The following is a 23030-nucleotide window of genomic DNA, read 5'->3' on the forward strand; positions in this document are numbered from 1 at the left end:
CGTCCTGGGACAGCCCGGCCGGCCTGCATTGCCAATTACGCCCTGGCCCTGGTCTACGCAGCGTGCGCGGGAGAAACTGGCGACCCTGAGGGAGGCAGGCTGAGCTTTCGCCACGGCACTCCGCGTAAGATATCGGGGCCACGCCGAGTATAAGGGAGCCCCCCGATGCAGCAGCCGGAGCACAGCGAGGACGTCGCCGAAGTCCTCGAGGAAATCACCCCCGAGCAGTGGCAGGTGATCCGTGCCGCCATCGCGGCGGAGGACGCGCTCGCGCTGAAGACGGCGCTCGAGCCCGTCCATCCGGCGGACATCGCCGACCTCCTCGAGCAGCTCGACTCGGAGCAGCGGACAACTTTTCTCCGGCTCTACGCCTCGGAATTCGAAGGCGACATCCTCTCCGAGATCGACGAGTCGATCCGCGAGGAAGTCATCGAGGTCCTGCCGCCGGAGGTGCTGGCCGAGGCGGTGCGGGAGCTCGACTCGGACGACCTGGTGGACATCCTCGAGGACCTCGAGCAGCCCGAGCGCGACTTCATTCTCGACTCGCTGGAGAGCGAGGACCGCGAGGCGGTGCAGAGCGCCATGGCCTGGCCGGAGGGCTCGGCCGGCCGCCTGATGCAGGTGGAGACGGTCACCGCCCCCGAGCATTTCAGCGTCGGCGAGATGATCGACTACCTGCGCTCCGCCGAGTGGCTGCCCGACCAGTTCTATCACATCATCCTGGTCGATCCCGACGGCCATCCTACGGGCTACGCCACGCTCGGGCGGGTGCTGGCCTCGCGGCGCGACGTGCTGCTGAAAGACATCACCGAGGAGAGCTTCCGCACCGTGAAAGCGGCGGAAGACGAGGCCGAGGTGGCACACCTGTTCAACAAGTACCACCTGATCTCGATGCCCGTCACCGACGAGTCCGGGCAGCTCGTCGGGGTGATCACCATCGACGACGCTATGAACGTGCTCGACGAGGAGCTGGAAGAGGACATCCTGCGCCTGGCCGGCGTCAGCGAGGAGAGCTCGCTCAGCGACCGCATCTGGGACACCACGCGCGGGCGCTTCATATGGTTGTTCATCAACCTGCTGACAGCAATCTTCGCTTCCTTCGTGATCTCGTTGTTCGAGGAAGAGCTCGAGGCGATGGTGGCGCTGGCGGTGCTGATGCCGATCGTGGCCTCGATGGGCGGCAATGCCGGCACGCAGTCGATGACCGTGGCCGTGCGCGCCCTGGCCACGAGGGAGTTGACCGGCCAGAATGCACGGCGCGTGCTATGGCGCGAGGTCGTGGTCGGCGTGCTGAACGGCGGCGCCTTCGGCATGATCATGTCCCTGGTCGTCGCGTACTGGTTCGGCGTCCCGATGCTCGCGGCGGTCATCGCCATGGCCATGATGTTGACCCTGGCGGCGGCGGCCTTCGCCGGTATCGTGCTGCCGCTGGCGCTCGACAAGCTGGGCGTCGATCCTGCGCTGGCATCGGGGCCCTTCGTTACCACGGTGACCGACGTGGTGGGGTTCTTCGCGTTCCTCGGGTTGGCGTCGCTGGTTCTGCTCTGAGGCCGTCGGGCGCAAGTGGGAGTCATGGCATGAAATGGAAAGGTCGTCGCGGCAGCACGAATGTCGAGGACGCGCGCGGCCGGCGCGTGGCGGCGGGCGCCGGCGGGTTGGGCATGATCCTCAACCTGGTCGGCCGGACCTTCGGCATCAAGGGCATCCTGGTGCTGGTGGTGCTCGGTTTCATCGGCTGGCAGATGGGCCTGCTGGATCCTGCTGCGCTCATGGGCGGCGGCCAGGTGCAGGAGACGGCTTACCAGCCGAGCCCGGAAGAGCAGGAGCGCTTCGAGTTCGTGCGCGTCGTGCTGGCCGACACCGAAGACGTGTGGGCGCGGGAGTTCGAGCGTATCGGCCGGCAGTACGTCGAGCCCGGGCTGGTGATCTACAGCGGCCAGTACCCCACCGCCTGCGGCATGGGCGATGCGCGCATGGGACCGTTCTACTGCCCGGCGGACCGCAAGATCTACATCGACCTGACGTTCTACGATGAGCTGGCGCGGGCTTTCGATGCGCCGGGCGATTTCGCCCAGGCCTACGTCATCGCCCACGAGGTCGGCCACCACGTGCAGAACCTGCTCGGCATCTCCGAGCAGGTCGCCGCGCTGCGTGGCCGCCCCGAGTACAACCAGAACTCCGTGCGCCTGGAACTCCAGGCCGACTACCTGGCCGGCGTGTGGGCCCACCACAACCACCAGTACCTGGAGCACGGCGACATCGAAGAGGCGATGCGCGCCGCGAACCAGATCGGCGACGACGCCATCCAGCAGCGCACCCAGGGCCGGATCGCGCCCCATGCCTTCACTCACGGCAGTTCCGAGCAGCGTATGCGCTGGTTCAAGCGCGGCCTGGAGAGCGGCCGGGTCGAGGAAGGCGACACCTTCGAACCGGCCTACGAGCGGCTTTGACGGGGCTCCGCCCGCAGCGTGGAAAGTTTTTTTCAACAACTGGCGCTGCCGTGGATCGGCGCCGCATTCCTGCTCTCCGGCGTGGTGATCGCCGTGGTCGGCACGATACTCACCGGGGTGGTCGACCGGCTTGCCGACCGGACGCGCCTGGGCGAAGCAATCAGCGGCGGACTGATGCTGGGCGCCACCACGTCGTTGCCGGATATCGTCGTCTCGGCCTCCGCCGCCGCCTCGGGGCACGCCGAGCTCGCCGTGAGCAACGCCCTGGGCGGTATCGCGGTGCAGACAGTGTTCCTGGTCATGGCGGACATCGCCTACCGGCGCGCCAATCTCGAGCATGCCGCGGCGTCGCTGACCAACCTGTTCAGCGCCACGCTGCTCATCATGCTGCTCGCTACGTCGCTGCTGGCCGCGACCGGGCCCGAGATGGCGCTGTGGGCGATTCACCCGGCTACGCCGGCGCTGTTCGTGATCTACCTGCTGGTGCAGCGGATGGCGGCACGCCACCGTGACGATCCGGCCTGGTATCCCGCGGAGACCAGGGAGACCGTTCCGGACGAGCCGGAGGCGCGGAACGTCCGCGCCTCGCTGGCAGGGTTATGGCTGCGCTTCGCCGGCGCCGCGCTGACTGTCGCGGTCGCGGGCTACGTGGTAGCGCAAAGCGGTATCACGCTCACGGAGAAGACCGGGCTCTCGAGCAGCCTGGTCGGCGTGATGTTCACCGGCTTCACCACCTCCTGCGCGGAGCTGGTGGTCGCGATCGCCGCCGTGCGCCGGGGCGCGCTCACCCTGGCAGTCGGCGGCGTCATCGGCGGCAACGCCTTCGACGCCCTCCTGATTCCCATCAGCGACCTCGCCTACCGCGAAGGTTCGGTGTATCACGCGCTTCCCGACCGGCCCATGTTCCTCATGGCCGTGACCATACTCATGACCACGGTGCTGCTGCTGGGCCTGTTGCGGCGCCAGAGGCGCGGCATCGCCAACATCGGCTTCGAGGGCTCCATCGTACTGCTGCTCTACGCCGGGATGGTGGCGTACCTGGTGTTCTCATGAGGACCGCCTGCAAGGCCCTCGCGGCGTTGTTGATCTTCGGCCAGGCCGCGGCGGCTGAAGTGCATACGCTCGCTGAAGGCCCGTTGCGCATCCAGATCGATGCGGCGACGGACGGTGACGCGGCTGAGTTCGGGCCGCGCTTCGATCGCACCGCCGTGGTGCGCAGCGTGCAGCTGGATGGCGTCGAGCTGCTCGGTCCGTGGGGGCTCAGCGACGAGTTCGGTCTCTTCGGCGATGGCGTGCTCGGCTATGAAACTGCGGGCATCGGCGAGACCTTCCTCAAGATCGGGGTGGGGCGGCTGTTGCGCGACACGGCCGCGAGCTACCAGTTTGCGCATCCCTATCCCGTGGACCAGTTGTTCCCCGTCGAGACGACACCCGGTGCCGCATCGCTCTCAGTCAGCCAGCGCTCTGAGGGCGACGGCCCCTGGCAGTACCTTTACCGCAAGTCCTACGCGCTGGCCGGCGCGGACGGTCTCACCATCCACTATGAGCTGACCAACACCGGCCCCACGGCTTGGACCTTCGAGCACTACAACCACCACTGGTTCCGGCTGGATGGCGCGGCGGTCGGTCCGGGGTACGCAGTGGTCACCGGCTTCGACCTGCCGCAGGCCGAGACCGCCTTCCGGCATGCGCCGCGTTCGCTCCACATGCAGGCGCCGCTCGCGCCCGGCGGCGCCGCCTACTACGCCGGCGACCTCGTCGGCGTGCCGGCCGCTGCGAACACGTTCACGGTCCAGGTCGATGGCGCCGTCCTGGTGCACTACCAGGCCGAATTCACGCCGCACCGCCTTGCCCTGTACGCTGCAGAAGACGGCTTCTGCCCGGAGGTCTTCATGCGCGCGGCCCTCGAGCCGGGCGAGACCGTCAGCTGGTCGGCGACCTACCGCTTCCGCACGAACTGAATGCTGTCCAGGTAAACCGTGACTGAGCTGCGTTGCCCGGTCAGGGTCACGACGAAGCCGGTCTTGAGGCTCGACAGGTCGACCTTTTTCAGCGGGATGCGATAGCGGCGCCATTCCTGCTCGAGCACGATCCCCTCGACTTTCGCCTGGCCCGAATCCGGATGCGCGGCGTCTGCGCCGAGGAGCCCGACGCCGAAGCCGACCTGCTCGCCGCCGAATTCACCGCGCGCCCACAACTCGAGATGCGTGGCGCCCGTGAGGTCATAGCCGCCGTCCTGGTCGCCCCAGTTGTTGGGGGGATGCTGCCAGGCCACCCCCGCCCAGCCGAACTCGCCGCTGTAACGCAGCTTGATGCAGGCCTTGCCGGCATGACAGTTCTCGGCGTGGGCGCCGTCCAGCGTCAGCGACTCGGTGCCGCCCATCCAGCCGGAGGGCGCCCAGGGCATGCCCTCGAAGCCGTCGTGGTAGACGAAGAACGGCAGCTGCGTGCGCACCTCGCCTTTGACCCGCAGTGGCAGGTTGGCCGTGGCTGCGTTGCCGTTCTCGTCGTAGGCGTAGAGGAAAAGCCGGTAAGCGCCCGGCTCGCGCGGCATGCGCACCGCTGCGCCCTCGACGCCGCTCTCGAGGATGGCGTCTTCGATATCCGGCAGCACGGGCCGAAAATCACCGCCGGTCAGGTAGTCCCCGGATTCCTGCCGCAGCGCCCAGCGTGCGCGCAGCGGCCCGCCTTCAGGATCCTCGATCGCGGCGGTGACGCGCACGCGCGCGCCCGGGTCCACCTCGGCATCGCCAACCAGCACCAGCGGCGCCACGGTCGGCGCGCGGTCCTGCGGTGCCGCGCCCGACCACAGCTCGGTCATGGCATCGATAGCGCCGAGCTTCGCGCCGTCCTCGAGGAACATGCCGAACCACGTGCTGGTGCCTTCCATCTTGGCGCCCCAGTTGAAAGCGTAGGCGCCTAGCGCGAGACCGGGCGCGCCGGCCACGGCCTGCGTGTAGGCATGGCGGTAGAAGGCGGCCTTTTCGCTGCTGGTCTGCTCGATGGGCGCGCCCCACGCGGTCTTGCCCGCCTCCCAGGGGCCGATGGGGCCGAACTCCGTGAGCACATAGGGTTTGGTGCCGCCGGCCTCGTGGTAGCGCTCGGGCAGGGACGGTGCACCACCATAGGAATTGATGCCGTGAATATCGATGGCGGAGAGGCCGCGCACGCTCTTCACCCGCTCCCCGCCGATCTCCGCCGTCACCGTCATGGTCGGGTGCAGCGGGTCGAGTTCCTTGACCATGGCGGCGACTTCATTCACCGCGGCCCAGATGCGGGGATCGTCGCCCTCGCCGAAGCCCTCCATCTCGTTGCCGATGCCCCACAGCAGCAGCGCCGGGTGATCGCGGTAACGCAGCACGGCCTGGCGGGCGCGCTCGAGTTGCTGCGCGACCTGCTCGGGGTCGCCGTAATCGAAGCCGTGGCGCTCGTGGCCCAGCCAGATGCCGACGGTCACCGTCATGCCGAGCGCATGCGCCTCGTCGAGCAGGGCGTCGAGGTCGTCCGCGCCCCAGGTGCGCACGGAATTTGCGCCGGCCGCTGCGAGTTGCTGCAATGAGCCGGCCCCGCCGGCGCCGCGAATGAAGTACGGCTCGCCGCCGCGCAGCAATTGCCAGCCCTCTTCGGTCTCCCGCAGTTCCACCGGGATGGCCTGTGCGGACGCAACAGACGGCAGCAACGCCAGGCTGCCCAAGAGCAGGAAGAGGGCAATTGCACGCATGGTCATCCGCTATGCAGCGCTGCTGCTGCAATAAAGCCGGCGATTTCCCTGGTCTTCTCCGGGTCCCAGGCAGGGCCCGGCGGCAGGCTGCCCCACACCACGCCCGGCCAGCACGGATCGCCGGGGTGGCGCCCCACGACGTGGACGTGCAGTTGCGGCACCAGGTTGCCGATGGCCGCTACGTTGATCTTCTGCGCGCCGAGCGACTGCTTCAGGTAACGGGCCAGCGTGTCGATCTCGGTGTCGAGCGCCTGGCGACTGTGCGCATCCAGCTCATAAAGCTCGCGTACATCGGCGCCCACTTCCGGCACCAGTATCAGCCAGGGCAGGCTCGCGTTCCGGTGCAGCAGGACGTGACTGAGGGATAAGCGGCCGACCTCGTGGCAGTCGGCCAGCAGCTGGGGATGGATCTCGAAGGCGCTGCTCAAGCCGTTCCCGCGTCGCCGACGTCGATCTTGAACAGCCGGGCGGCATTGCGCCACGCGATGCCTTCTTTCGCTTCGTCCGCCAGCTCAAGGCTGTCGAAGAAGCGCCGGTAGGTGGGCATCCCGGCGAGCGGCCAGTCCGTGCCGTACATGAGCTGCTTCCCGGGATCACCCATGTAGCTGATCATGTCGCGTACCCGCTGCACCATGTAACGCTCGAACTCGTAGTGGAAGTCGCCCAGCGTCAGGCCGGAGATGTCGGCCAGGACGTTGTCGTTCTTGTACAGCACCTCGGCGGCGTCCTGGAACCACGGGTTGCCGAGGTGGCAGATGACGAATCTCACGTCCGGGTAATCCACCGCGACGTCGTCCACCAGCAGCGGATGCGCCTGCCTGACCTTGGCGTGCTTGGAGTAGGTGTCGCCGCAATGGATCATCACCGGCACGTCGTATTTCGCCGCGATGCGAAAGACGCTCTCCAGCGATGGGTCGTTGATGGCGTAGCGGTCATAGCCGGGGTAGAGCTTGATGCCCTTCACCAGGCCGTCGCGGATGCGCTCCTCCAGGTTGAAGAGGTCGGTGCGCTCCTCAGGGTCGCGCCAGCGCAGCCCCTCGATGATGGTGATGCGCGGATCACCGTCGACGGCGCGGATCACTTCGTCGACGTGCGGTCGCTGCGCGTTGACCTTGTAAGAGGTCAGCACCACCGCATGGTCTACGCCGTTCTCCTCCATGGCGGCATAGAGCTCGGCCAGGGCATCGTCGACGGTGCGTTGGCGGTTCTCGTCGTAGGTGTTCAGGTGTACATGGCAGTCGATCAGCATGCGTCTATGTTAACGCGGATTAGCCGCGCTCGAAGTCTGCAAGCAATGCGATAAACTGCGCGTCGTCGCGCATCGAGTCGTAATAGGGCAGGAACGGCTCGATGAACGGCATGGCCTGGCTGGGCTCGACGAAGGCTGCGCGCAGGCAATCGACTGCTGCAGCCACCGCTGCCGCCATGCCGAGCGCGCGGCAGGCGTAATGGCGCTGCATGACCAGTTCCGCCAGGTCGTCGTTGGCTGCGCGCAGCCAGGTCCTGGTCAAGCGCTCGCTCTCGTCCTTGCGCCCCTCGGCGGCGGCGAGCAAGGCCCTGGCGAGGTAGGCATTGCCGCTGAAGCCGCCGAGTCCCGTATCCTGCCCGGCTTGCAGGCGCGCCCGCGTCTCGGCGGCGAGAGGATGCGTGGGATCGAACCCGTGCTGCAGCCAGTAGGTGATGACACGGGCCAGCAGGGCATCGGGCACGCCGATGAAACGCCAGGACTGGCTCGCAAGCTCGCCCGCTTCGAAGGCGTCGAGGAGGGCATTGGCGCCAGCATAGTCTCGCGCCATGATGTGTGCTTCCCAAAGGTTAAAGGGCGTCGCTTCTGCGCCGTAGTCCCGGTGCACGGCCGCCACCTCCGTCACCAGCAGGCGCGGATCACGGTGTTCCTGCATGCGCAGCAGGCTGCGTATCCAGGCCGTGCCGTAGGTTTCCACTCCGGCCCTCTCGATCTCGTCCATGGCTTCATCGTAGCGGTGGGCCAATGCCAGGTTGTAGACGAGCCGGTTGGTCCAGTAGGTGCTGCGAGGATCCAGCATCCGCACCTTCCGGATGGACTCGATGCCGCCGGTGATATCGCCCTGGCGACGCTGGATCCAGGACTGCAATTCCAGTATGTGCACGTCGCTCGGTCGCAGCGCGTGCGCCGCGCTGACCAACGCGAAGGCGCGATCGTGATCCTTGAGGATGTAGTAGGTGTAATAGCTTTGCGCCAGCAGGTATTCCCATGACTGGGGCGCAAGCGTCCGGATGTGCTCCAGCATGCGCTCGAGCCGCAGGATCTGGTCCGGATCGCGCTGGCGGATGTTGGCGAAACTGAGCGCCCCGGCCAGTTCCGCCCAGGCGCGCACAAAGCCCGGGTCCAGCGCCACGGCCCGCTCGAGGCCGGCGATGTAAGCGGGCGCGCTGATGGTGCGGGTCTCGCGCAACTCCATGGCCTCGTGGTAGGCGCGATAAGCCGCCATGTTATCCGTGGGAAGCACGCTCAGCTGCGTGGCCTCCTCGGGGCTCAGCGTGCGATTCATCGCGGCGGCGATCGAGCGCGCGATCTCCGCCTGGATGCTGAAGATGTTCCTGGGAGTCAATGCGCGGTCGTACTGCTGCGCCCACATGTGCGCGTCGGAGCGGGCGTCGATCAGCTGGACGTTGATGCGAATCTGGTCGCCGACGCGCTGCACCCCGCCCTCGAGGATCGCATCGGCGCCGAGCTCACGGCCGATCTGGCGAATGTTGCGCTCTACGTCACGATATTCGGCCACCGAGGTGCGCGAGACCACCCGGATCGACTCGAGCTGGGCCAGCTGGGTGAGCAAGTCGTCGTGCACGCCGCGGGCAAAGAACTCGCTGTCACCCGCCATGTCCGCGGAAATGAACGGCAGCACGGCGACCATGGGCGTGCCGGCCATCGCCATGTCGCGCGCCGGGGGCTCGCTGTCGCCGAACATGTTGACGGCGCCGACGACCACCAGCGCCAGCACGCCGGCGAGCGCGCCGAGCACCCAGGCTTTGCGGCGGGGTAAACGGGCCGGGGCAGGCCGCTCCTCCGCTGGAGCCGCCGCCATCGCCGGCGGCTCGGTATCCGCCGCGACCGCGGCCGCGACAGGCGGCGGGAAGTGGCTGATGAAGCCGCGCCGCACCACCGTCTCGATATAGGCGTTCCGGTCATGCGGCGACAGTTTGTTGCGCAGGATCGAGATGCAGCGATTGATGGCGTCGTCGGAGACGATGCGGTTGTCCCAGACCGCGGCAATCAGTTCGTCCCGGCTGACCAGGGTGTCTTGGTGGCACAGAAAGTAATGCAGCAGCCTGGCGACCTGCGGCTCGAGGCGGAGGCTGGTCGTCCCGTCGCTGAGGTCGCCGGTGCCGGCGTCGAAGCGCCAGTGACCGAAGGCGTGCAGTGCCGGGATGTTGCTGCCGGCTTGGCTCATCATGGGACCTCAGGGACCGGAATCAGGGATTCATCAGCACAAAATCAGGGTTTGATCGGGCGAGCGGGCGCGCCTGCCGCCATGCTCCATCCCCAGGCTGCCGCATCGCCGTGGCATGCCGCCGGCCCAGGCGCACGATTGTAGAGGCAATTGTCGCGCGGGAGCCGGAAACAAGGAAAACGAGTTCGATCCGAATACCTGGAGGCAGAATGAACAAGAAACTTCTACTTGCGACGGCGGCGGTGGGCTCGCTGCTGCTCGGGCTGGCGCTGCTGGTCGTATTGTCGGTGCCCGCACATGCCGGCGAAAAGGCCTTTGCCAAGATCGTTCCCGCGCTGACCGGCGCGCCGCCGGAGGGGTTCACGATCGGCAAGGGTGCGACGGCCTATAACAGCTCCGTCGACGGCTCCATCTACAAGGTCGACCTGCGCAGCGGCAAGGGCGAAGTCCTGGTCGAGGCCGAGGATCCGGAAAACTTCGACCTGTTCGCCGGGGATTGCTACAAGCTGGGCATGCGTGTTGATCCGCGCAGCAACTACCTGTTCGTAGCGGGGTGCGTGGTCGGCAATGCCATGGTGTTCGACGCCGAGACCGGTGCAGAGATCGCCAATTACGAGCTCGCCCCCTTCGGCACGGTCATCAATGACCTGGCCATCACCCGCGAGGCCGTCTACTTCACCGACTTCTCCGGCCTGAGCGGACCGTTTCTCTACCGGCTGCAGCTGGCGAAGAACGGCCGGCTGCCCAAGAACAACGCTATCCTGCCGATCGCGTTGACCGGTGACTTCCTCACCGACGACCAGAACGGCGACCCCGGTTACAAGGCCAATGGCATTGTGGCCACGCCGAACGGCAAGACCCTGATTGTCGGCAACTCGAACAATGCGCAGATCTACCGCGTAGACCCCGCCACCGGGCACACGGACAGGATCGAGCTGGACCAGCCCCTGGTCGGCTTCATCGACGGCATCGTGCTGCGCGACCGCAAGCTTTACATCCTGGTCCCGAGCTTTGACCCGTCCGTACCGGACAGCATCCAGGTGGTCGCCCTGGACAAGGGGCTGCGCAGCGGCAAGCTGGTGGCCAGCATCACGGACCCGGACCTGGACGGCGTGGCGAGTGGCGCGTTCTTCGGCAATTCCCTGTACGTGAACAATGCACGTTACTTCACGTTCCCGGGGGGCGATACCGAGTACTGGCTCACCAAGCTGAAAATCAACAAGTTCAAGCCATGAGCTGGGCTGGTTTGTCCCTGGCGGCGGCGTGGCTGCCGCCAGGGACGACCGTTGCTGCTTGAGAAAGATTCGCATTTCGGTATGCCCGTATTCGGGCTGCACGGCGCCAGGCCTATCCTGAGGGGATCCCGCGAGGGGCGCTGCTGGCCCCGGAGAGCCCCAGATGCACCGATCCGCGCCGGAGTCGTGGACCCACGACCACGTGTTCGACAACGACCTGAAGCGCGACGGCGAGTCGCGCACGCTCATCGTCGTCTGCGTGACCGCGGCCATGATGGTGATCGAGATCGTGGCCGGGCTGGCCTACGGGTCCATGGCGCTGCTGGCCGACGGGCTGCACATGGCGTCCCACACCGCCGCGCTCGGCCTGGCGCTGGTCGCCTACGTTGTCGCGCGTCGCCTGGCCCGGGACAGCCGCTTTTCTTTCGGCGTCGGCAAGATCAACACGCTGGCCGGATTCGCCAGCGCCATCCTGCTGCTCGGCTTCGCGGCCCTGATGATGACCGAGAGCGTCGGCCGCCTCATGAATCCCGTCGAGATCGTGTTCGACTCGGCGTTGCTGGTGGCCGTGATCGGCCTGGTGGTCAACGGCCTGAGTGCATGGATCCTGTCGTCGTCCTCGCATCATGGCGGGCACGGCCACGCGCATGAGCACGGGCATGGGCACGGGCATGGGCACGGCCATCATCATCACCATCACGACCATCACCACGACGACCACAACCTGCGCGCAGCCTACCTGCACGTCCTGGCCGACGCGCTGACCTCGATCCTGGCCATCGTGGCGCTGCTGGCGGGCAAGTACTTCGGCGCCGTGTGGCTCGACGCCGCGATGGGCATCGTCGGCGCGGTGCTGGTGACGCGTTGGTCAATTGGCCTGATCCGGGATTCGTCCCGGGTCCTGCTCGACTACCAGGCGGCGCCCGAGATGCTGGCGCAAATCAGGGCGGCGCTGGAGGCGCGGCCCGGAGATCGCGTCACGGACTTGCACGTGTGGACTATCGGCCCCGGGGTGCGCGCAGCGGAAGTCGCCGTGTTGAGCGCAGAGCCGGAGACGCCGGGCTTCTACAAGGCGCGCCTGCCGCGCGACTGCGGCATCGCGCATGCTACCGTTGAGGTCCACCGCGCCTCGTCGTAAGGAACTGGACAATGAAATACGCGCCCTACCGCCTCCTCGCGCTCCTGGTAGCGCCGGCAGTCGCCCTCGCATTTGCCTGGCCCGGCACGTCGGCCGCGGAAACCGGGTGCGAGCCGGAGGGGGAATATCGCTTCATCTGCGGTCCGCGCAGCGCCGAAGACCTGGTGCGGATCCCTGGCACCGAGTGGATCATCGCCAGCGGCATGATTGCCGGCGCTCCGATGTACCTGGTGGACGCCCGGAACAAGACCTGGAGCGAGCTCTACCCGGGTGAGGCGCCGCGTGCAGCGCAGGACATGGAGACGTATGGCGCCTGTCCCGGTGCGCCGCCGGCCGGCACGCTCGTCAGCCACGGGTTGAACATCAGGGCACGCGCCGACGGCGGCGCGACGCTGTACGTGGTCGGCCACGGCGGCCGCGAGGCCATCGAGGTGTTCGACGTCGATACCAGCGGTGAGGCGCCGGAGCTGACCTGGCGGGGTTGCGTGCCGACGCCGGGCGGCATGGCGGCGAACAGCGTTGCCTCGCTGGCCGACGGCTCGCTGCTGGCCACCATCCCGCTGTATCCGGGCGTCCCGATCGGCGCAGCGCTCGCCGGCAACAATACCGGCGCCGTGTACCGCTGGTCCCCGGGTGATGCCGGCTTCATCCGGGTCGAGGGCTCGGAGTTGCCGTATGCCAACGGCATCGAGGTCTCGGCCGACGGCACCGAGTTCTACATCGCGTCTTCAGGCCTGTTGCAGGTGCTGGCCTACGCCAACACCAACCCCACGCGGCTGCTGCGCAGCAGCGACACCCTGGCGTTCGTGCCCGACAACCTGCGCATGGGTGAGGATGGGCGGCTGCTGACGGCCGGGCTGGACGTGGAAGATCCGGGGTGCGGAGTGGTGGCGTTGTCGGCCGACTTCAAGCTCGAAGAATTCGCCGCCTGTCCCCGTGCATTCACGGTGTGGAGCGTCGATCCGGTGTCCATGCAGGGCAGGGCGCTGGCCACCTCGCCGGCCATCGAGCACTTCAGCAACATCACCATCGGCATCACCGTGGGTGACGAGCTCTGGATCGGGATCTTCCTCGGGGACCGGATCGCTTACCGGTCGCTGGCGCAAGCGGAGTGACGGTGGGCGAGGCGCTCAGGCTGCTTTAGTCGCTCCGGAGCCGCTCAATGCCGCTCGGCAACGAACAGCGCGCAGTGCTCTTCGGCCTCGGCGCGGTGCTGTTGTGGTCCACCGTCGCGACCGCCTTCAAGCTCTCGCTGCAGTACCTGTCGCCGGTGCAGCTGCTGGCCTGGGCGAGCGTGGTGTCGTTGCTGACGCTCGGCGTGCTGCTGGTCGCGACCGGGCGGCTCGCCGGGGTGCTGCGCGGCAGCCGGCGCGACTACCTGCGCTCGCTGGCGCTCGGGCTCATCAACCCGCTGTGCTACTACCTCGTGCTGTTCGAGGCCTACGACCGCCTGCCGGCGCAGGAAGCCCAGCCGCTGAATTACACTTGGGCGTTTACCCTCGCGCTGCTCGCAGTGCCGCTGCTCGGCCATCGCCTCACCCGCGCCGATGTGCTCGGCGGCGTGGTGGCCTACGCGGGCGTCTGGGTGATCGCCACGCGCGGCGAGGTGTTCGGCCTCGCGTTCGCCAGCCCGGCCGGTGTCGCGCTGGCGCTCGGCAGCACCGTGTTGTGGGCGCTGTACTGGATCTACAGCACGCGCGACAAGCGCGATCCGCTGGTGGCGCTGTTCTGCAATTTCGCCCTCGGGCTGCCGTTTGTGCTCTTGGCGTGCGCGCTCACCGACGGCCTCGCGGTGCCGGACTGGCGTGGCCTCGCCGGTGCGGCATGGGTAGGCGTGTTCGAGATGGGTCTCGCCTTCGCCCTGTGGCTCAGCGCGCTGCGGCTGACGCGGAACACCGCGCGCATCAGCAACCTGATCTTTCTCTCGCCCTTCCTGTCGCTGTTCTTCATCCGCGCCTTCGTCGGCGAGACGATCCTGCCTTCGACCTGGCTCGGCCTGGCGCTGATCGTGACCGGGCTGGCGGCGCAGCAATGGTTGCGGCCGCGGCCGCGTTGACACTGCACCGGGAGGCGTCGCTTGTCGACGTTTCCTATACTCTGTGCCAGGCTGCAGCAAAGATCCGCCGCAGCATGCAGAACGACAGCGGCACACGACGCATGAGCTGCAGCACCGAGAGCCCGGAGGAGGTGGACGATGATGGCAACACGACGCACGGCCGTGCTGGCGGCAACAACCCTGCTGGCGGGATGGAGCATCGGGGCCGGCACCGCCCTGGGCGCAAACGCGGAAATCCGCGTTGAAACCTCGCCGCCGGCCGTTGCCGGAGAGCTGCGATTCGAAGGCCTGCCGGCGGGCGCGGTGTCCCTGGCGGAAGACGGCACCGGCTTGCTTTCGGCCGAGGTTGGCGCCGGAAGCCACGTCTCCTCACTGGCGTGGATGGATCCGGCACTGGTGGACGCCGGCTACCGCCTCGTCGAAATCACGTGTGACGACATGGCGAGCGCACGAAGCAGCCATGGCGACAGCATGCAGGGCACGGCGACTTTCGAGGTCGAAGAGGGCGAGACAGTGGCGTGCATTTTCCGCCTGGCGATTGCCTCGGCCTGCACCTGCCCCAGGGAAGGGACCTGGCGGGTCGACAACCATCCCGGCAGTATGGCCTGCACCGGCGCGATGTCGATGACCATGCCGCTGGCGCCGAGCAAGAGCCGCGGCAAGCTCTCCGTGAATGACGGTTGCACGCGTATCGTCGCCGCGGGCATGTCCGAGGACGAGGCGGACCTCGACATGGCGCTGCAGCCCGACTGCAGCTGGCTGGGCACGGTGGGCGGCTCGCAGGACGGCATCCCGATGACCATCACCTTCCGCTGGAACGTGGAAAGCGAGGAGCGCATCACGGGGAATCTCGAGTCCACCGTGTCGCAGCAGGGCATGACCTGCCGCATGTCGCGCACTTACCAGCTGGATTTCGCCGACTGACGGCGCAGCCGCGGGCGGCAATCACTGCCGCAAGTCCACAACTGGCCGAATCGCGTTTATGCTTCGTCTCTCGACAGCAGTATGAAAGACGCGAGAGGCCATGGCCGGGAGCTCGTTCTTCGCGGAACTCCGCAGGCGGAAGGTCATCCAGTCCGCCGCGATCTACTTTGCGGTGGCCTGGGGCGTCGTCGAGGTCACGGTCACCGTAGTCGAGCAGCTGTTCCTGCCGCAGTGGGTATCGACCGTCGCGGTCATTGCTTTCGTCATGGGGTTTCCCGTGGCGATGTTTCTTGCCTGGACCTTCGATCTCACCTCCGAGGGACTGGAGCGCACCCCGGTCTCCAGCCGTCGCGGCAAGGCCACCATCGGCGGCGCCCTGCTGCTGTTGACGGCGGGAACGGCCGGGCTGTTCTTCCTCATCAGGCCGGGACTGGAATCCAACGTCGAACAGGCGAGAGCAGTTTCGGTCCTGCCCAACAGCATCGCGGTGCTGCCCTTCGAGAACACGGGATCGGACCCGGCCGATGCGTACCTGGGTGACGGCCTCAGCGACGAGTTGCGCGACCAGCTCGGACAGGTGCCAGGCCTCCGGGTAGCGGCCCGGTCTTCCTCCGTGGCTGCCCGCCAGCAGGGCCTCGCGGCCCAGGCCGCGTCGGAGAAGCTGGGCGTCGCCAGCCTGGTCGAGGGCAGCATGCGGCGCCAGGGAAGCCGGTTGCGGATCTCCGTGCAGCTGATCGAAGGGCGCACCGGCCTGGCGCTCTGGTCGCAGACTTTCGAGCGCAGCCCTGCGGAGCTGGTGAAAGTCCAGGAGGAAATCGTGCGCGCCGTGGCAGCGCAGGTGCTGCCGGAGGGCGATTACGAGCTGGGTCGCCCCGCCACAAGGGATGCTTCCGCCCACGAGAAGATGCTCCTGGCGCGGTATTACGAGCAACGAGTCCGGAATCGCGAGACGGTGGACCAGGACCTGCTGGTGCAGGCCGTGGAGCTGTACCGCGAGGCCAGCGAGGCCGATCCGGAGTCGGCGCTGGCCCATGCCCGGTTGGGCGCTGCCCTGCTTTTCCTGGGCGACCTCGACGGCGCCGAGGCGCCGATCTTCCGGGCGCTCGCGCTCGACCCGGGTTTATCGGAAGTGCAGAACACGGTGGGGCTGTACTACTGGGCGCGGGGACTGCCGGAAGCGGGCCCTGCTTTCGAACGGGCTGTGGCGCTCAACAGCAACAACGTGGACGCGTTGCACAACTACGCCGAGTGGCACTGGTTCCAGTACGACCGGGGCGGCCTGCCGGAACTGCTGGAGCGCGCCGTCGCGCTCGACCCGCTTTCCCTGTCGCGCCATGCGGCGCTTGGGGAGTACTACGGCAAAGAGGGCCAGGTGGACAAGGTGCAGGCCATCATCCGCAGCGTGCGCGAGCTGTTCGATGGCGTCGAGTCCTATCGCCTGATCGGCCGCCTGCAGGAACTCATGGGCAACGTCGACGAGGCGATTGCCTGGACCCTGCGGGCCCGCGACGCCGAGCCCGACAACCCGGATCACCGCGGCCGGCTGGCCGAGCTGTACGCTCTTCTCGGCGACTTCGAGACCACCCTGGCGCTCGAACCAGAACCCAGCCTGGGCCTGCTGTTCCTGATGCGGCGATACCAGCAGCTGATCGACCTGGCAGAACTGCAGATGATCGAGTATCCGGACGATATCTCCGTGCGCTACCTGCTTGCCTTTGCCTACCACGCGGCGGGTAATCACCCGGCCGCCATCCGCATCCTGAGCACGACCGGCCAGCCCGACATCGTGCTCAACAACACGACCCGGACCGTCAGTGACCACCTCGGCTTTTTCACCCTGATCGATGCGCTGGCTGCCGCAGGCGAGAAGGAAACGGCACGCATGCTGGCGCTGGCGGTAGACGGATTCCATACGGGCTACAACACCAGCTGGTGGTACCACTTCCACGTCGGCTGCATGGATGCGCTCCTCGGCCGGACCGAAGGCAGTCTCGACCGTTTCGCGCTGATCAAGGACAGCCCGGAGTTGCCGTGGGAGCCTCTGCTGCGCGACTTTTACTGCGTGCAGCGGCTCACTGACGATCCCCCCTACCAGGACGTGCTGCGACATACGGAAGAGCGCAGGCAAGTACTACGCGAGCGTCTCCCCGCGACCCTGGCGGCTCATAACGTGGTGCCCTGATCAGTCGCGGCCGAAGAAGCGGGTGATCCCCACGGTGAACGCGTTGTCGACTTCGTTCGACTGGTCCGTGTAGACGGACGTGTAGTACTGGAACGAAACGACGTGCTTGCGGCTCAGGACGTAATCCAGTCCGAGGCCGACGTTCGTGTAGCGGTGCGCGAGCAGGCGGTCGTGTTGCCACCAGATCGGCGTATCGAAGTCCGCCGGGTCCTGGTAGAACGGATCGTCGGTGATGTCCTGCGGCATCCGCAGCCCGTTGGGCGTGTTCTTGTAGGAGACGAACAGGCTGGCAAAGAATCTCGGCGTGAAGTAATAACCGGCCGAGCCGAACGCGAGCCAGTGGTTGACGTTCACCCCGAGCGATCTCTCGCTGATGACGTAGGCGACGCTCGCACTGAAATACCAGTCGGAAAAGTAGGGCTGGAAGCCGAGGTCCACGCCGACGGGAATGCGCCACAGGTTCGGGCCGATGATCGCCTTGCCGTAGAAGGGGTAATCAGTCGTGGGGACGCCGTAAGAGATGAACGGCGTGACGCTCAGCGGTCCTTCGAGCGCCCGGTAACGCACGCCGACGGTCAGGTCCTGGAAGCCGCCGTGGTAGTCGCCGTCGTCCACGAGCGTGCGGTCCGGCGGGTCGAAATTCACGAACTCGCGAAAGTCGTGCGGCCCCGTGCCCTGGTGCTGTTTCTGTATGTACGGCAGGCTGGCGAACACCGTCCAGCGCGGCCCGAGTGCGTAGTCGCCGGAGAGCAGCAGCACATGGGAGTCGGTGGTGCCGACGTCGCCGCCCTGCTGGAAGAGGGCGGAGTCGTCGTAGAAATCACCGGTACGTATGTACTGGTACTCGATCCGCAGGCTCGCATCGCCCTTCGACTGCGCCTGGGCTGCTGCGGGGGTGGCCTCAAAAAGAAGGCCAAGGGCGCCGAGCGCGACCAGGGACAAAGGCTTTGGGTGGTCGGAGAACATGGAAGTCACGGCTTGCGATGCTCCCCGATCGACCGAGGCCTAGGTGCCTGAGCGCTTCAGTGACTCATGGATTGCCCTGAGGTAATGCTTGATCTCGTGCCGATCGGCAACCATGACCCTGGCGTAGTCCCGCTGCGCGATCTCCGCCTCGCTCCTGTTGAGGGCCACGGGCAGGAAGTCGACCTTCGACGTGGTATTGCTCACTTCCACTGCGGCGCGGTCGTCGTAAGGAGCGATCACGACATCGTACTCGCCCCGGGCGAGCACATTGCTGAGTTCGACCTGGTTGTCCACCACGCGCACGCCATGCCCCGCGTCGGCGAGCGCTGCAGCGAGCTGCTGGGCACTTTCGGAATGGCCATACACCAGGACATTGCCCGGCAAGGGCGCCGTGTAGGCGCGGTAGGAAACGTTCTGGCCGACACGGTAGAGGCTGTCACCGCAGGCCATGGCCAATGGGGAGGCGAGCACCGCCGCGAGAGTGGCGAAAACCTTGAGGCGAATTCCCATTGCTGAACCCTCCGACCCGAGAAACGCTGGGCGCGCCGCTAAATATCTAGCACATGGTCAAAAACTGCGCAATTCCCGAAAGGCATGGCGTTCCTGCTGCAGTGCACCGTTGGCGCGGTGTCAGAGCTGCAGCACGTACACCCGCAGCGGCATCCAGATGCCCATCAGGACCATGACCAGGTTCTCGGTCAACGAAACGAACCCCAGCGGCACGTTCGAGTCGCCGCCGACGCACGCGCACTTGAGCTCGCGGCGGTCGATATAGACGGCCTTGAACACCGAGAAGGCGCCGATAGTGCCGATGAACAGCGCAACCGGCGCAGCCAGCCAGACCAGCGCGCCGGCCACCATGAGGATGCCCGCCAGCGTCTCGGCGAACGGATAAACGTAGGCGTAGCGCACCTTGCGCTGGGCGAGCAGGTCATAGTTGAGGAACATGTTGCTGAAGCTTTCCAGGTCCTTGAGCTTCTGCAGGCCCAGCAGGCACATGGCGAAGGCGACGAACCACTCGAGGGTGCGCAGGCCGAGCAGTGAATGCGTCGCCGTCCAGCTGGTCGCCAGCGCCAGCAGCAGCGCAGTCGAGAAGATGGCGACGACCGGGCGGTAGCTGGTGGCCTCGGGGTCCGGCGCCGGCTTGCCGAAATACTCTCTCAGCTCGTCATAGCCGCCGATGCGCTCGCCGCCGATAAAGGTCTGCGGCGTGGTGTCGACGCTGTGCTTCTCCTGGAAGGCGTCGGTTTCCTCGCGCGTGGTGAGCCAGCGATCGTCAACCTCGAAGCCCTTTCGCTCCAGCAAGGCCTTGCTCTTGAGCCCGAAGGGACAGACGTGGTCATGCATGACCATGCGGTAGAGCGTGGCCCTGCGTTCCGTGGCGTTGTTGCCAGCCTGGTTCATCTTGCACCCTGCATTCCGTACACACTGAAAGTCTAGTAGTACCTCGCCGCTCATGCAGGGCGGGTGCTTGCAGTCCCTTCCAGGGAAATGGAATCGCAGCGGTTGCGACGGACCCGAGATCCGCCCCGGTGATGGCTTCTCGCGAAGCTGGCGGGTCCGGCTAGTGTCCGGAGGTCAGCGCGATGAACTCGGGATCGTCGCGCAGGGGATCGAGATCGGGGTCGTTCTTGGTCCAGCCCGGAATGTCGGTGCCGCCGGCGATGGCCTGGCGCAGCGCGTCCACGGCCTTCCGGATTTCACCCAGCTGGGCATACAGGCAGGCGCCGTTGTACAGCATCACCGAATCGCCGGGGCTCATCTCCAGCGCGGTAGAGCCTTCCTCGATAGCTTCATCACGCCGGCCCAGTTCGGCCAGGGCAATGGCGTAGAACATCCGGGCCCGGGAGTCATCCGGGTTCTGCAGCAAATACGTCGGCAACACCTCGTCGGCCAGCTTGATGGCCAAGGCATCTGCCTCCTCGGTTTCACCCATGACCTGCAGTGCCATACGCAGGTCGGCATAGGCCACGTAGAATCGTGGCTTCAGTTCAATCACCCGGCGGCACAGTTCGGCCGCTTCTTTGGCGTTGCCCAGTGTCAGGTGGATCCTGCTGAGGATCCAGTAGGCGATGAAATCGTCGGGGTTGAGCTCGATGGCCTTGCGGCCCGACTCCGCCGCCTCGTCGAACTTGCCCCAGCTGAAATACGACAGTCCCATGGCGGTGTAGGCCTCGGGCAGGTTGTTGTCGTACATCAACGCCTTGAAACTGAGTTCCTGGGCCTTGGTCCGGTAGGCCTCTTCGCGCGAGAAATACTGGTACATCTGGCCATAGGCGCTGGAACAGGCCGCATAGGCGGCCGCGTAGCGCGGGTCGAGCTCGATGGCTTTTTCGAACAGCTGGATGGCGTATTCGACGCTGCGCTTGGTCAGGCGATAGAGGTAGTCCTGGCCGCGCAGGTAGAGGTCGTAGGCATTCGCGTTCACTGTCTGGCGCTTGGTCAGCGAGACCTCTTCAGCGAAGCTGAGCCGCAACTTCAACGCCTCGACGATCTGCTTCGCGACCTGCTCCTGGATGTCGAAAATGTCGTCCAGCATGCCCTTGTACGTGTTGCCCCACAGTTGCCGGTTGGTGGCGGCGTCCACCAGCTGCACGGTGATGCGCACAGAGTCGCGGAAACGTCGCACGCTGCCGCCCACGACATAGCGCGCGCCGAGCTCCTTGCCGATGAGCCGGATGTCCTGCTTCGTATCCTTGAACTGCATGGAAGCCCAGCGCGAGATCAGGTCGATCTCGCTCACCAGCGACAGGCGCGCGATCAGTTCTTCCGTGAGCCCGTCACTGAAATAGTCGGTCTCCTCGTCCGGGCTGATGTTGTGGAAGGGCAGCACCGCCAACGCGCCGGGCTCGATGGGATGATCCGCGTCCGGCGCGGCCGGGGCGACCGCCTGTACAGGCTGCGGTTCGGGTCGGGCCGCCGGCGCGGCCTTCTTGACGGGCACGCCGATGCGCTCGAGCGAACGCACGATGACGCGCAGGTTTTCGTCCGGGTCGCCCTGGAAATACTCGATGTGCTGGATGCCCGCGAGCTGGTACTTGAGGCCGGCCGGAATCTGCGTCGGCTCGAGGTGCACCGGCAGGATGTGTCCCTTGCGCTCGCTGGTCAGGATCACTTCCTTGGCCACGTTGTGCGAGTTGACCGCAGAGGGCGTGACCATCAGCAGGAGCACCTTGGCGCCGTCCAGCGCATTGACGATCTCCTCGCTCCACATGGTCGCCGCGTCGATGCCGCCGACGTCCATCCATACCGCCACGCCCGACGCGCGCAGCTTCTCCGCCAGGGCAATGACCTTGTCCTTGTCCTCGCGCGAGTAGCTGATGAATACGTCCGCGGATTCTCTCACTGCATCGCCTGCGTGTTTCGGCCCGATGGTTCACGGGGGCAATCCCGGCCATCCACGTCGACCTGAGCCGCCAAGACTAGCTGAATGCGTCGGCGCTGAGAAGGACGCGGCAACGCGCCGGCGCCTATATCCGGAAATCCGTGCCGCGCGTCAGCCAGTGGCGGAGGAAATACGCAACCACGCAGCCGGCGAGGGCATAGAGGCCTAGGTAAAGCCACATGGCTTCGGGGCGGTCCCAGTAGCTGAGCTGGTGGTTGATCATCGCCTCCTGCAGCGCCACCGCCTGGCCGTCGATCACCACTTCCTCCGGCGACCACCGATTCAGCATGTGTCCCGACATGGCGCTCACCACGGTCTTGGCCAGGAACCAGGGGATGAGCGACATGCCGAGGTAGGCGCCCTCCTGGCCCTTGGGCGCGATCGCCGCCGTGTACTCGTACAGCTTGGGTGACCACACCACTTCGCCCACCGTGAGCAGGATCATGCAGGCGATCGCCATCTGGTAATGGGCAGCCTGGATCGAGGTGCCCCAGGCGGTCCAGGGCACGGCCATGGGCAGCAGCGCGATCGACGAGATCATGGCGCCGTAGATGAGCATCTTGAAGACGTTGAAGCGGTTGGCCAGCGGGATGAACAGCACCAGGCCGATCACGATGCCGATGGGGTTGATGGCGCTGAGCGTGCCGATGGCCGCGTCGGGACCGATGGTGCGCAGCCAGTACTTCGGCATCAGCAGGTATAGGTAGACGAACACGGCGCGGACGCCGAGGATCAGCGCCACCAGCACCAATAACTGCCGCAGTGCCGGCTCGTGGATCATCTCCCTGAAGATCTGCAGCGGCCGCTTGCGCACCACGGTCGCGTCCTCTGGTTCCTCGGCCACCACCTCGTCCGGGCCGACCAGCTGATCCTCGCGCCGGATCAGGGTCACGCGCACCACCAGGCACAACACGGCCGTGATCACGCCCATGGTGAAGATGTGCACGTTGGGCAGGTCCAGGGCGCGGCGGACGATGTCGATGGAGAAGCCGGCGGCGGCCGCCCCGATGTTCATGAACAGGTACCAGAGGTTGAAGCCGGCGCCGCGGGAGCGCTTGCTGGTGAAGCGGTTGGTGGCGGCCTGGAAGGTGGTCTGCACGGCGGCCATGGCCGGCGCCATGAGCAGGAAGATGATCGCGGCGAGCACGCCGCGGTAGGGCAGGGACGGCGTAAGCCCGACTACCACCATGGCGAGGCGCAGCACCAGGAGTGTCCACATGGACAGGTCGACCGACTTCCTGATCCCGAACCAGTCCGTGTACATGCCGGAGAACAGCAGCAGGAGCGAGGTCGCCGAGGTGAAGATGGTGATGGTGTACCCGGCCCACTCGTCGCTCATGCCCAGGTCTTCCGACAGGAACACCGCGGCGATGGTCAGCATGGCGAAGTAGGCGATGCAGTCCAGCAGGTTGACCAGCTGGATGCCCCAGTACTCTGCGCGCGTCTCGCGCAGGACCCCGAAGTCCCGGATGTAGGCGACCACGGCTTCGCGTGGAGAGCGCCTGGGCGTTGCTGTGGCGGTCATCGGCCGAGTTTGCC

The 23030-nt window shown here is 66.4% G+C and carries 19 protein-coding genes; 10 read left to right on the plus strand and 9 right to left on the minus strand.

All coding sequences use genetic code 11. The features are described 5' to 3' along the window. The first annotated feature begins 165 nt into the window (after window positions 1-165). Genes mgtE through G8346_RS03045 form a run of 4 tightly spaced genes read left to right on the plus strand, consistent with a single transcriptional unit; the run spans window position 166 to window position 4411 of the window. Window positions 166-1548, plus strand: a complete 1383-nt coding sequence (mgtE, locus tag G8346_RS03030) for a magnesium transporter (RefSeq protein WP_166048107.1) — start codon at window positions 166-168, stop codon at window positions 1546-1548. A gap of 29 nt (window positions 1549-1577) precedes the next feature. Then, complete coding sequence (locus G8346_RS03035) at window positions 1578-2450, plus strand: neutral zinc metallopeptidase (RefSeq protein ID WP_166048109.1); 873 nt, start codon at window positions 1578-1580, stop codon at window positions 2448-2450. Between the two features lie 18 nt (window positions 2451-2468). Then, the gene (locus G8346_RS03040; RefSeq protein ID WP_166048111.1) at window positions 2469-3503 is read left to right on the plus strand and encodes a sodium:calcium antiporter; all 1035 of its coding nucleotides are present in this window, start codon (window positions 2469-2471) and stop codon (window positions 3501-3503) included. Next, on the plus strand, window positions 3500-4411 hold the full coding sequence (locus tag G8346_RS03045; RefSeq protein WP_166048113.1) for an aldose 1-epimerase: 912 nt from the start codon (window positions 3500-3502) through the stop codon (window positions 4409-4411). Before G8346_RS03040 ends, G8346_RS03045 begins: the two co-directional genes overlap by 4 nt. Here G8346_RS03045 and G8346_RS03050 read toward each other — a convergent pair. The 4 genes from G8346_RS03050 to G8346_RS03065 are packed head-to-tail and all read right to left on the minus strand — an operon-like array spanning window position 4390 to window position 9608. Next, complete coding sequence (locus tag G8346_RS03050) at window positions 4390-6171, minus strand: glycoside hydrolase family 2 TIM barrel-domain containing protein (RefSeq protein ID WP_166048115.1); 1782 nt, start codon at window positions 6169-6171, stop codon at window positions 4390-4392. The two genes, G8346_RS03045 and G8346_RS03050, sit on opposite strands and share 22 nt — an antisense overlap. Before the next feature lie 2 nt (window positions 6172-6173). After that, the gene (locus tag G8346_RS03055) at window positions 6174-6599 is read right to left on the minus strand and encodes an HIT family protein (protein ID WP_166048116.1); all 426 of its coding nucleotides are present in this window, start codon (window positions 6597-6599) and stop codon (window positions 6174-6176) included. Further along, a complete protein-coding gene (locus G8346_RS03060) occupies window positions 6596-7420 on the minus strand; it encodes an amidohydrolase family protein (protein WP_166048118.1) in 825 nt (274 codons plus the stop codon). The genes G8346_RS03055 and G8346_RS03060 overlap by 4 nt, the downstream gene beginning before the upstream one ends. Before the next feature lie 19 nt (window positions 7421-7439). Then, window positions 7440-9608 carry a winged helix-turn-helix domain-containing protein gene (locus tag G8346_RS03065; protein ID WP_166048120.1) on the minus strand — a complete coding sequence of 723 codons (2169 nt, stop codon included), beginning with the start codon at window positions 9606-9608 and terminating at the stop codon, window positions 7440-7442. Window positions 9609-9814: 206 nt separating this feature from the next. Here G8346_RS03065 and G8346_RS03070 point away from each other — a divergent pair, with 206 nt between their 5' ends. From G8346_RS03070 to G8346_RS03095, 6 genes are all read left to right on the plus strand, one after another. Beyond that, window positions 9815-10840 carry a hypothetical protein gene (locus G8346_RS03070; protein WP_166048122.1) on the plus strand — a complete coding sequence of 342 codons (1026 nt, stop codon included), beginning with the start codon at window positions 9815-9817 and terminating at the stop codon, window positions 10838-10840. Window positions 10841-11003: 163 nt separating this feature from the next. After that, window positions 11004-11978, plus strand: a complete 975-nt coding sequence (dmeF, locus tag G8346_RS03075; RefSeq protein WP_166048125.1) for a CDF family Co(II)/Ni(II) efflux transporter DmeF — start codon at window positions 11004-11006, stop codon at window positions 11976-11978. Window positions 11979-11989: 11 nt separating this feature from the next. Continuing rightward, window positions 11990-13093, plus strand: coding sequence for an SMP-30/gluconolactonase/LRE family protein (locus tag G8346_RS03080; RefSeq protein ID WP_166048127.1), 1104 nt, complete (start codon window positions 11990-11992; stop codon window positions 13091-13093). A 47-nt stretch (window positions 13094-13140) separates the two neighbouring features. Beyond that, window positions 13141-14034, plus strand: a complete 894-nt coding sequence (locus G8346_RS03085) for a DMT family transporter (RefSeq protein ID WP_166048129.1) — start codon at window positions 13141-13143, stop codon at window positions 14032-14034. Window positions 14035-14172: 138 nt separating this feature from the next. Beyond that, on the plus strand, window positions 14173-14958 hold the full coding sequence (locus tag G8346_RS03090; RefSeq protein ID WP_166048131.1) for a hypothetical protein: 786 nt from the start codon (window positions 14173-14175) through the stop codon (window positions 14956-14958). Window positions 14959-15058: 100 nt separating this feature from the next. Further along, window positions 15059-17140, plus strand: a complete 2082-nt coding sequence (locus G8346_RS03095; RefSeq protein WP_166048133.1) for a tetratricopeptide repeat protein — start codon at window positions 15059-15061, stop codon at window positions 17138-17140. Here the strand turns inward: G8346_RS03095 and G8346_RS03100 are convergent, their stop codons facing one another. The 5 genes from G8346_RS03100 to G8346_RS03120 form a co-directional block, all read right to left on the minus strand. Then, window positions 17141-18115, minus strand: coding sequence for a transporter (locus G8346_RS03100; RefSeq protein WP_166048134.1), 975 nt, complete (start codon window positions 18113-18115; stop codon window positions 17141-17143). A gap of 30 nt (window positions 18116-18145) precedes the next feature. Next, window positions 18146-18616 (minus strand): hypothetical protein, encoded by a 471-nt coding sequence (locus tag G8346_RS03105; protein WP_166048137.1) that lies wholly within the window; start codon window positions 18614-18616, stop codon window positions 18146-18148. Window positions 18617-18736: 120 nt separating this feature from the next. After that, complete coding sequence (locus G8346_RS03110; protein ID WP_206202561.1) at window positions 18737-19510, minus strand: glutaredoxin; 774 nt, start codon at window positions 19508-19510, stop codon at window positions 18737-18739. A gap of 160 nt (window positions 19511-19670) precedes the next feature. Next, window positions 19671-21452, minus strand: a complete 1782-nt coding sequence (locus tag G8346_RS15055; RefSeq protein ID WP_166048139.1) for a TIR domain-containing protein — start codon at window positions 21450-21452, stop codon at window positions 19671-19673. 124 nt (window positions 21453-21576) lie between these two features. After that, window positions 21577-23016, minus strand: coding sequence for an MFS transporter (locus tag G8346_RS03120; protein ID WP_166048141.1), 1440 nt, complete (start codon window positions 23014-23016; stop codon window positions 21577-21579). Between the last annotated feature and the right edge of the window lie 14 nt (window positions 23017-23030).

Origin of the sequence: Thioalkalivibrio sp. XN279, from assembly GCF_011089885.1 — a bacterium.
GTDB lineage: Bacteria > Pseudomonadota > Gammaproteobacteria > Steroidobacterales > XN24 > XN24.

Bases quoted from the DNA above. Each gene is read 5' to 3' on its own strand.
- G8346_RS03105 (WP_166048137.1), bottom strand. From the start codon at position 18,616: ATGGGAATTCGCCTCAAGGTTTTCGCCACTCTCGCGGCGGTGCTCGCC.
- G8346_RS03080 (WP_166048127.1), top strand. From the start codon at position 11,990: ATGAAATACGCGCCCTACCGCCTCCTCGCGCTCCTGGTAGCGCCGGCA.
- G8346_RS03120 (WP_166048141.1), bottom strand. From the start codon at position 23,016: ATGACCGCCACAGCAACGCCCAGGCGCTCTCCACGCGAAGCCGTGGTC.
- G8346_RS03060 (WP_166048118.1), bottom strand. From the start codon at position 7,420: ATGCTGATCGACTGCCATGTACACCTGAACACCTACGACGAGAACCGC.
- G8346_RS03085 (WP_166048129.1), top strand. From the start codon at position 13,141: ATGCCGCTCGGCAACGAACAGCGCGCAGTGCTCTTCGGCCTCGGCGCG.
- G8346_RS03045 (WP_166048113.1), top strand. From the start codon at position 3,500: ATGAGGACCGCCTGCAAGGCCCTCGCGGCGTTGTTGATCTTCGGCCAG.
- G8346_RS03095 (WP_166048133.1), top strand. From the start codon at position 15,059: ATGGCCGGGAGCTCGTTCTTCGCGGAACTCCGCAGGCGGAAGGTCATC.
- G8346_RS03110 (WP_206202561.1), bottom strand. From the start codon at position 19,510: ATGAACCAGGCTGGCAACAACGCCACGGAACGCAGGGCCACGCTCTAC.
- G8346_RS03035 (WP_166048109.1), top strand. From the start codon at position 1,578: ATGAAATGGAAAGGTCGTCGCGGCAGCACGAATGTCGAGGACGCGCGC.
- G8346_RS03050 (WP_166048115.1), bottom strand. From the start codon at position 6,171: ATGCGTGCAATTGCCCTCTTCCTGCTCTTGGGCAGCCTGGCGTTGCTG.
- dmeF (WP_166048125.1), top strand. From the start codon at position 11,004: ATGCACCGATCCGCGCCGGAGTCGTGGACCCACGACCACGTGTTCGAC.
- G8346_RS03090 (WP_166048131.1), top strand. From the start codon at position 14,173: ATGATGGCAACACGACGCACGGCCGTGCTGGCGGCAACAACCCTGCTG.
- mgtE (WP_166048107.1), top strand. From the start codon at position 166: ATGCAGCAGCCGGAGCACAGCGAGGACGTCGCCGAAGTCCTCGAGGAA.
- G8346_RS03065 (WP_166048120.1), bottom strand. From the start codon at position 9,608: ATGATGAGCCAAGCCGGCAGCAACATCCCGGCACTGCACGCCTTCGGT.
- G8346_RS03070 (WP_166048122.1), top strand. From the start codon at position 9,815: ATGAACAAGAAACTTCTACTTGCGACGGCGGCGGTGGGCTCGCTGCTG.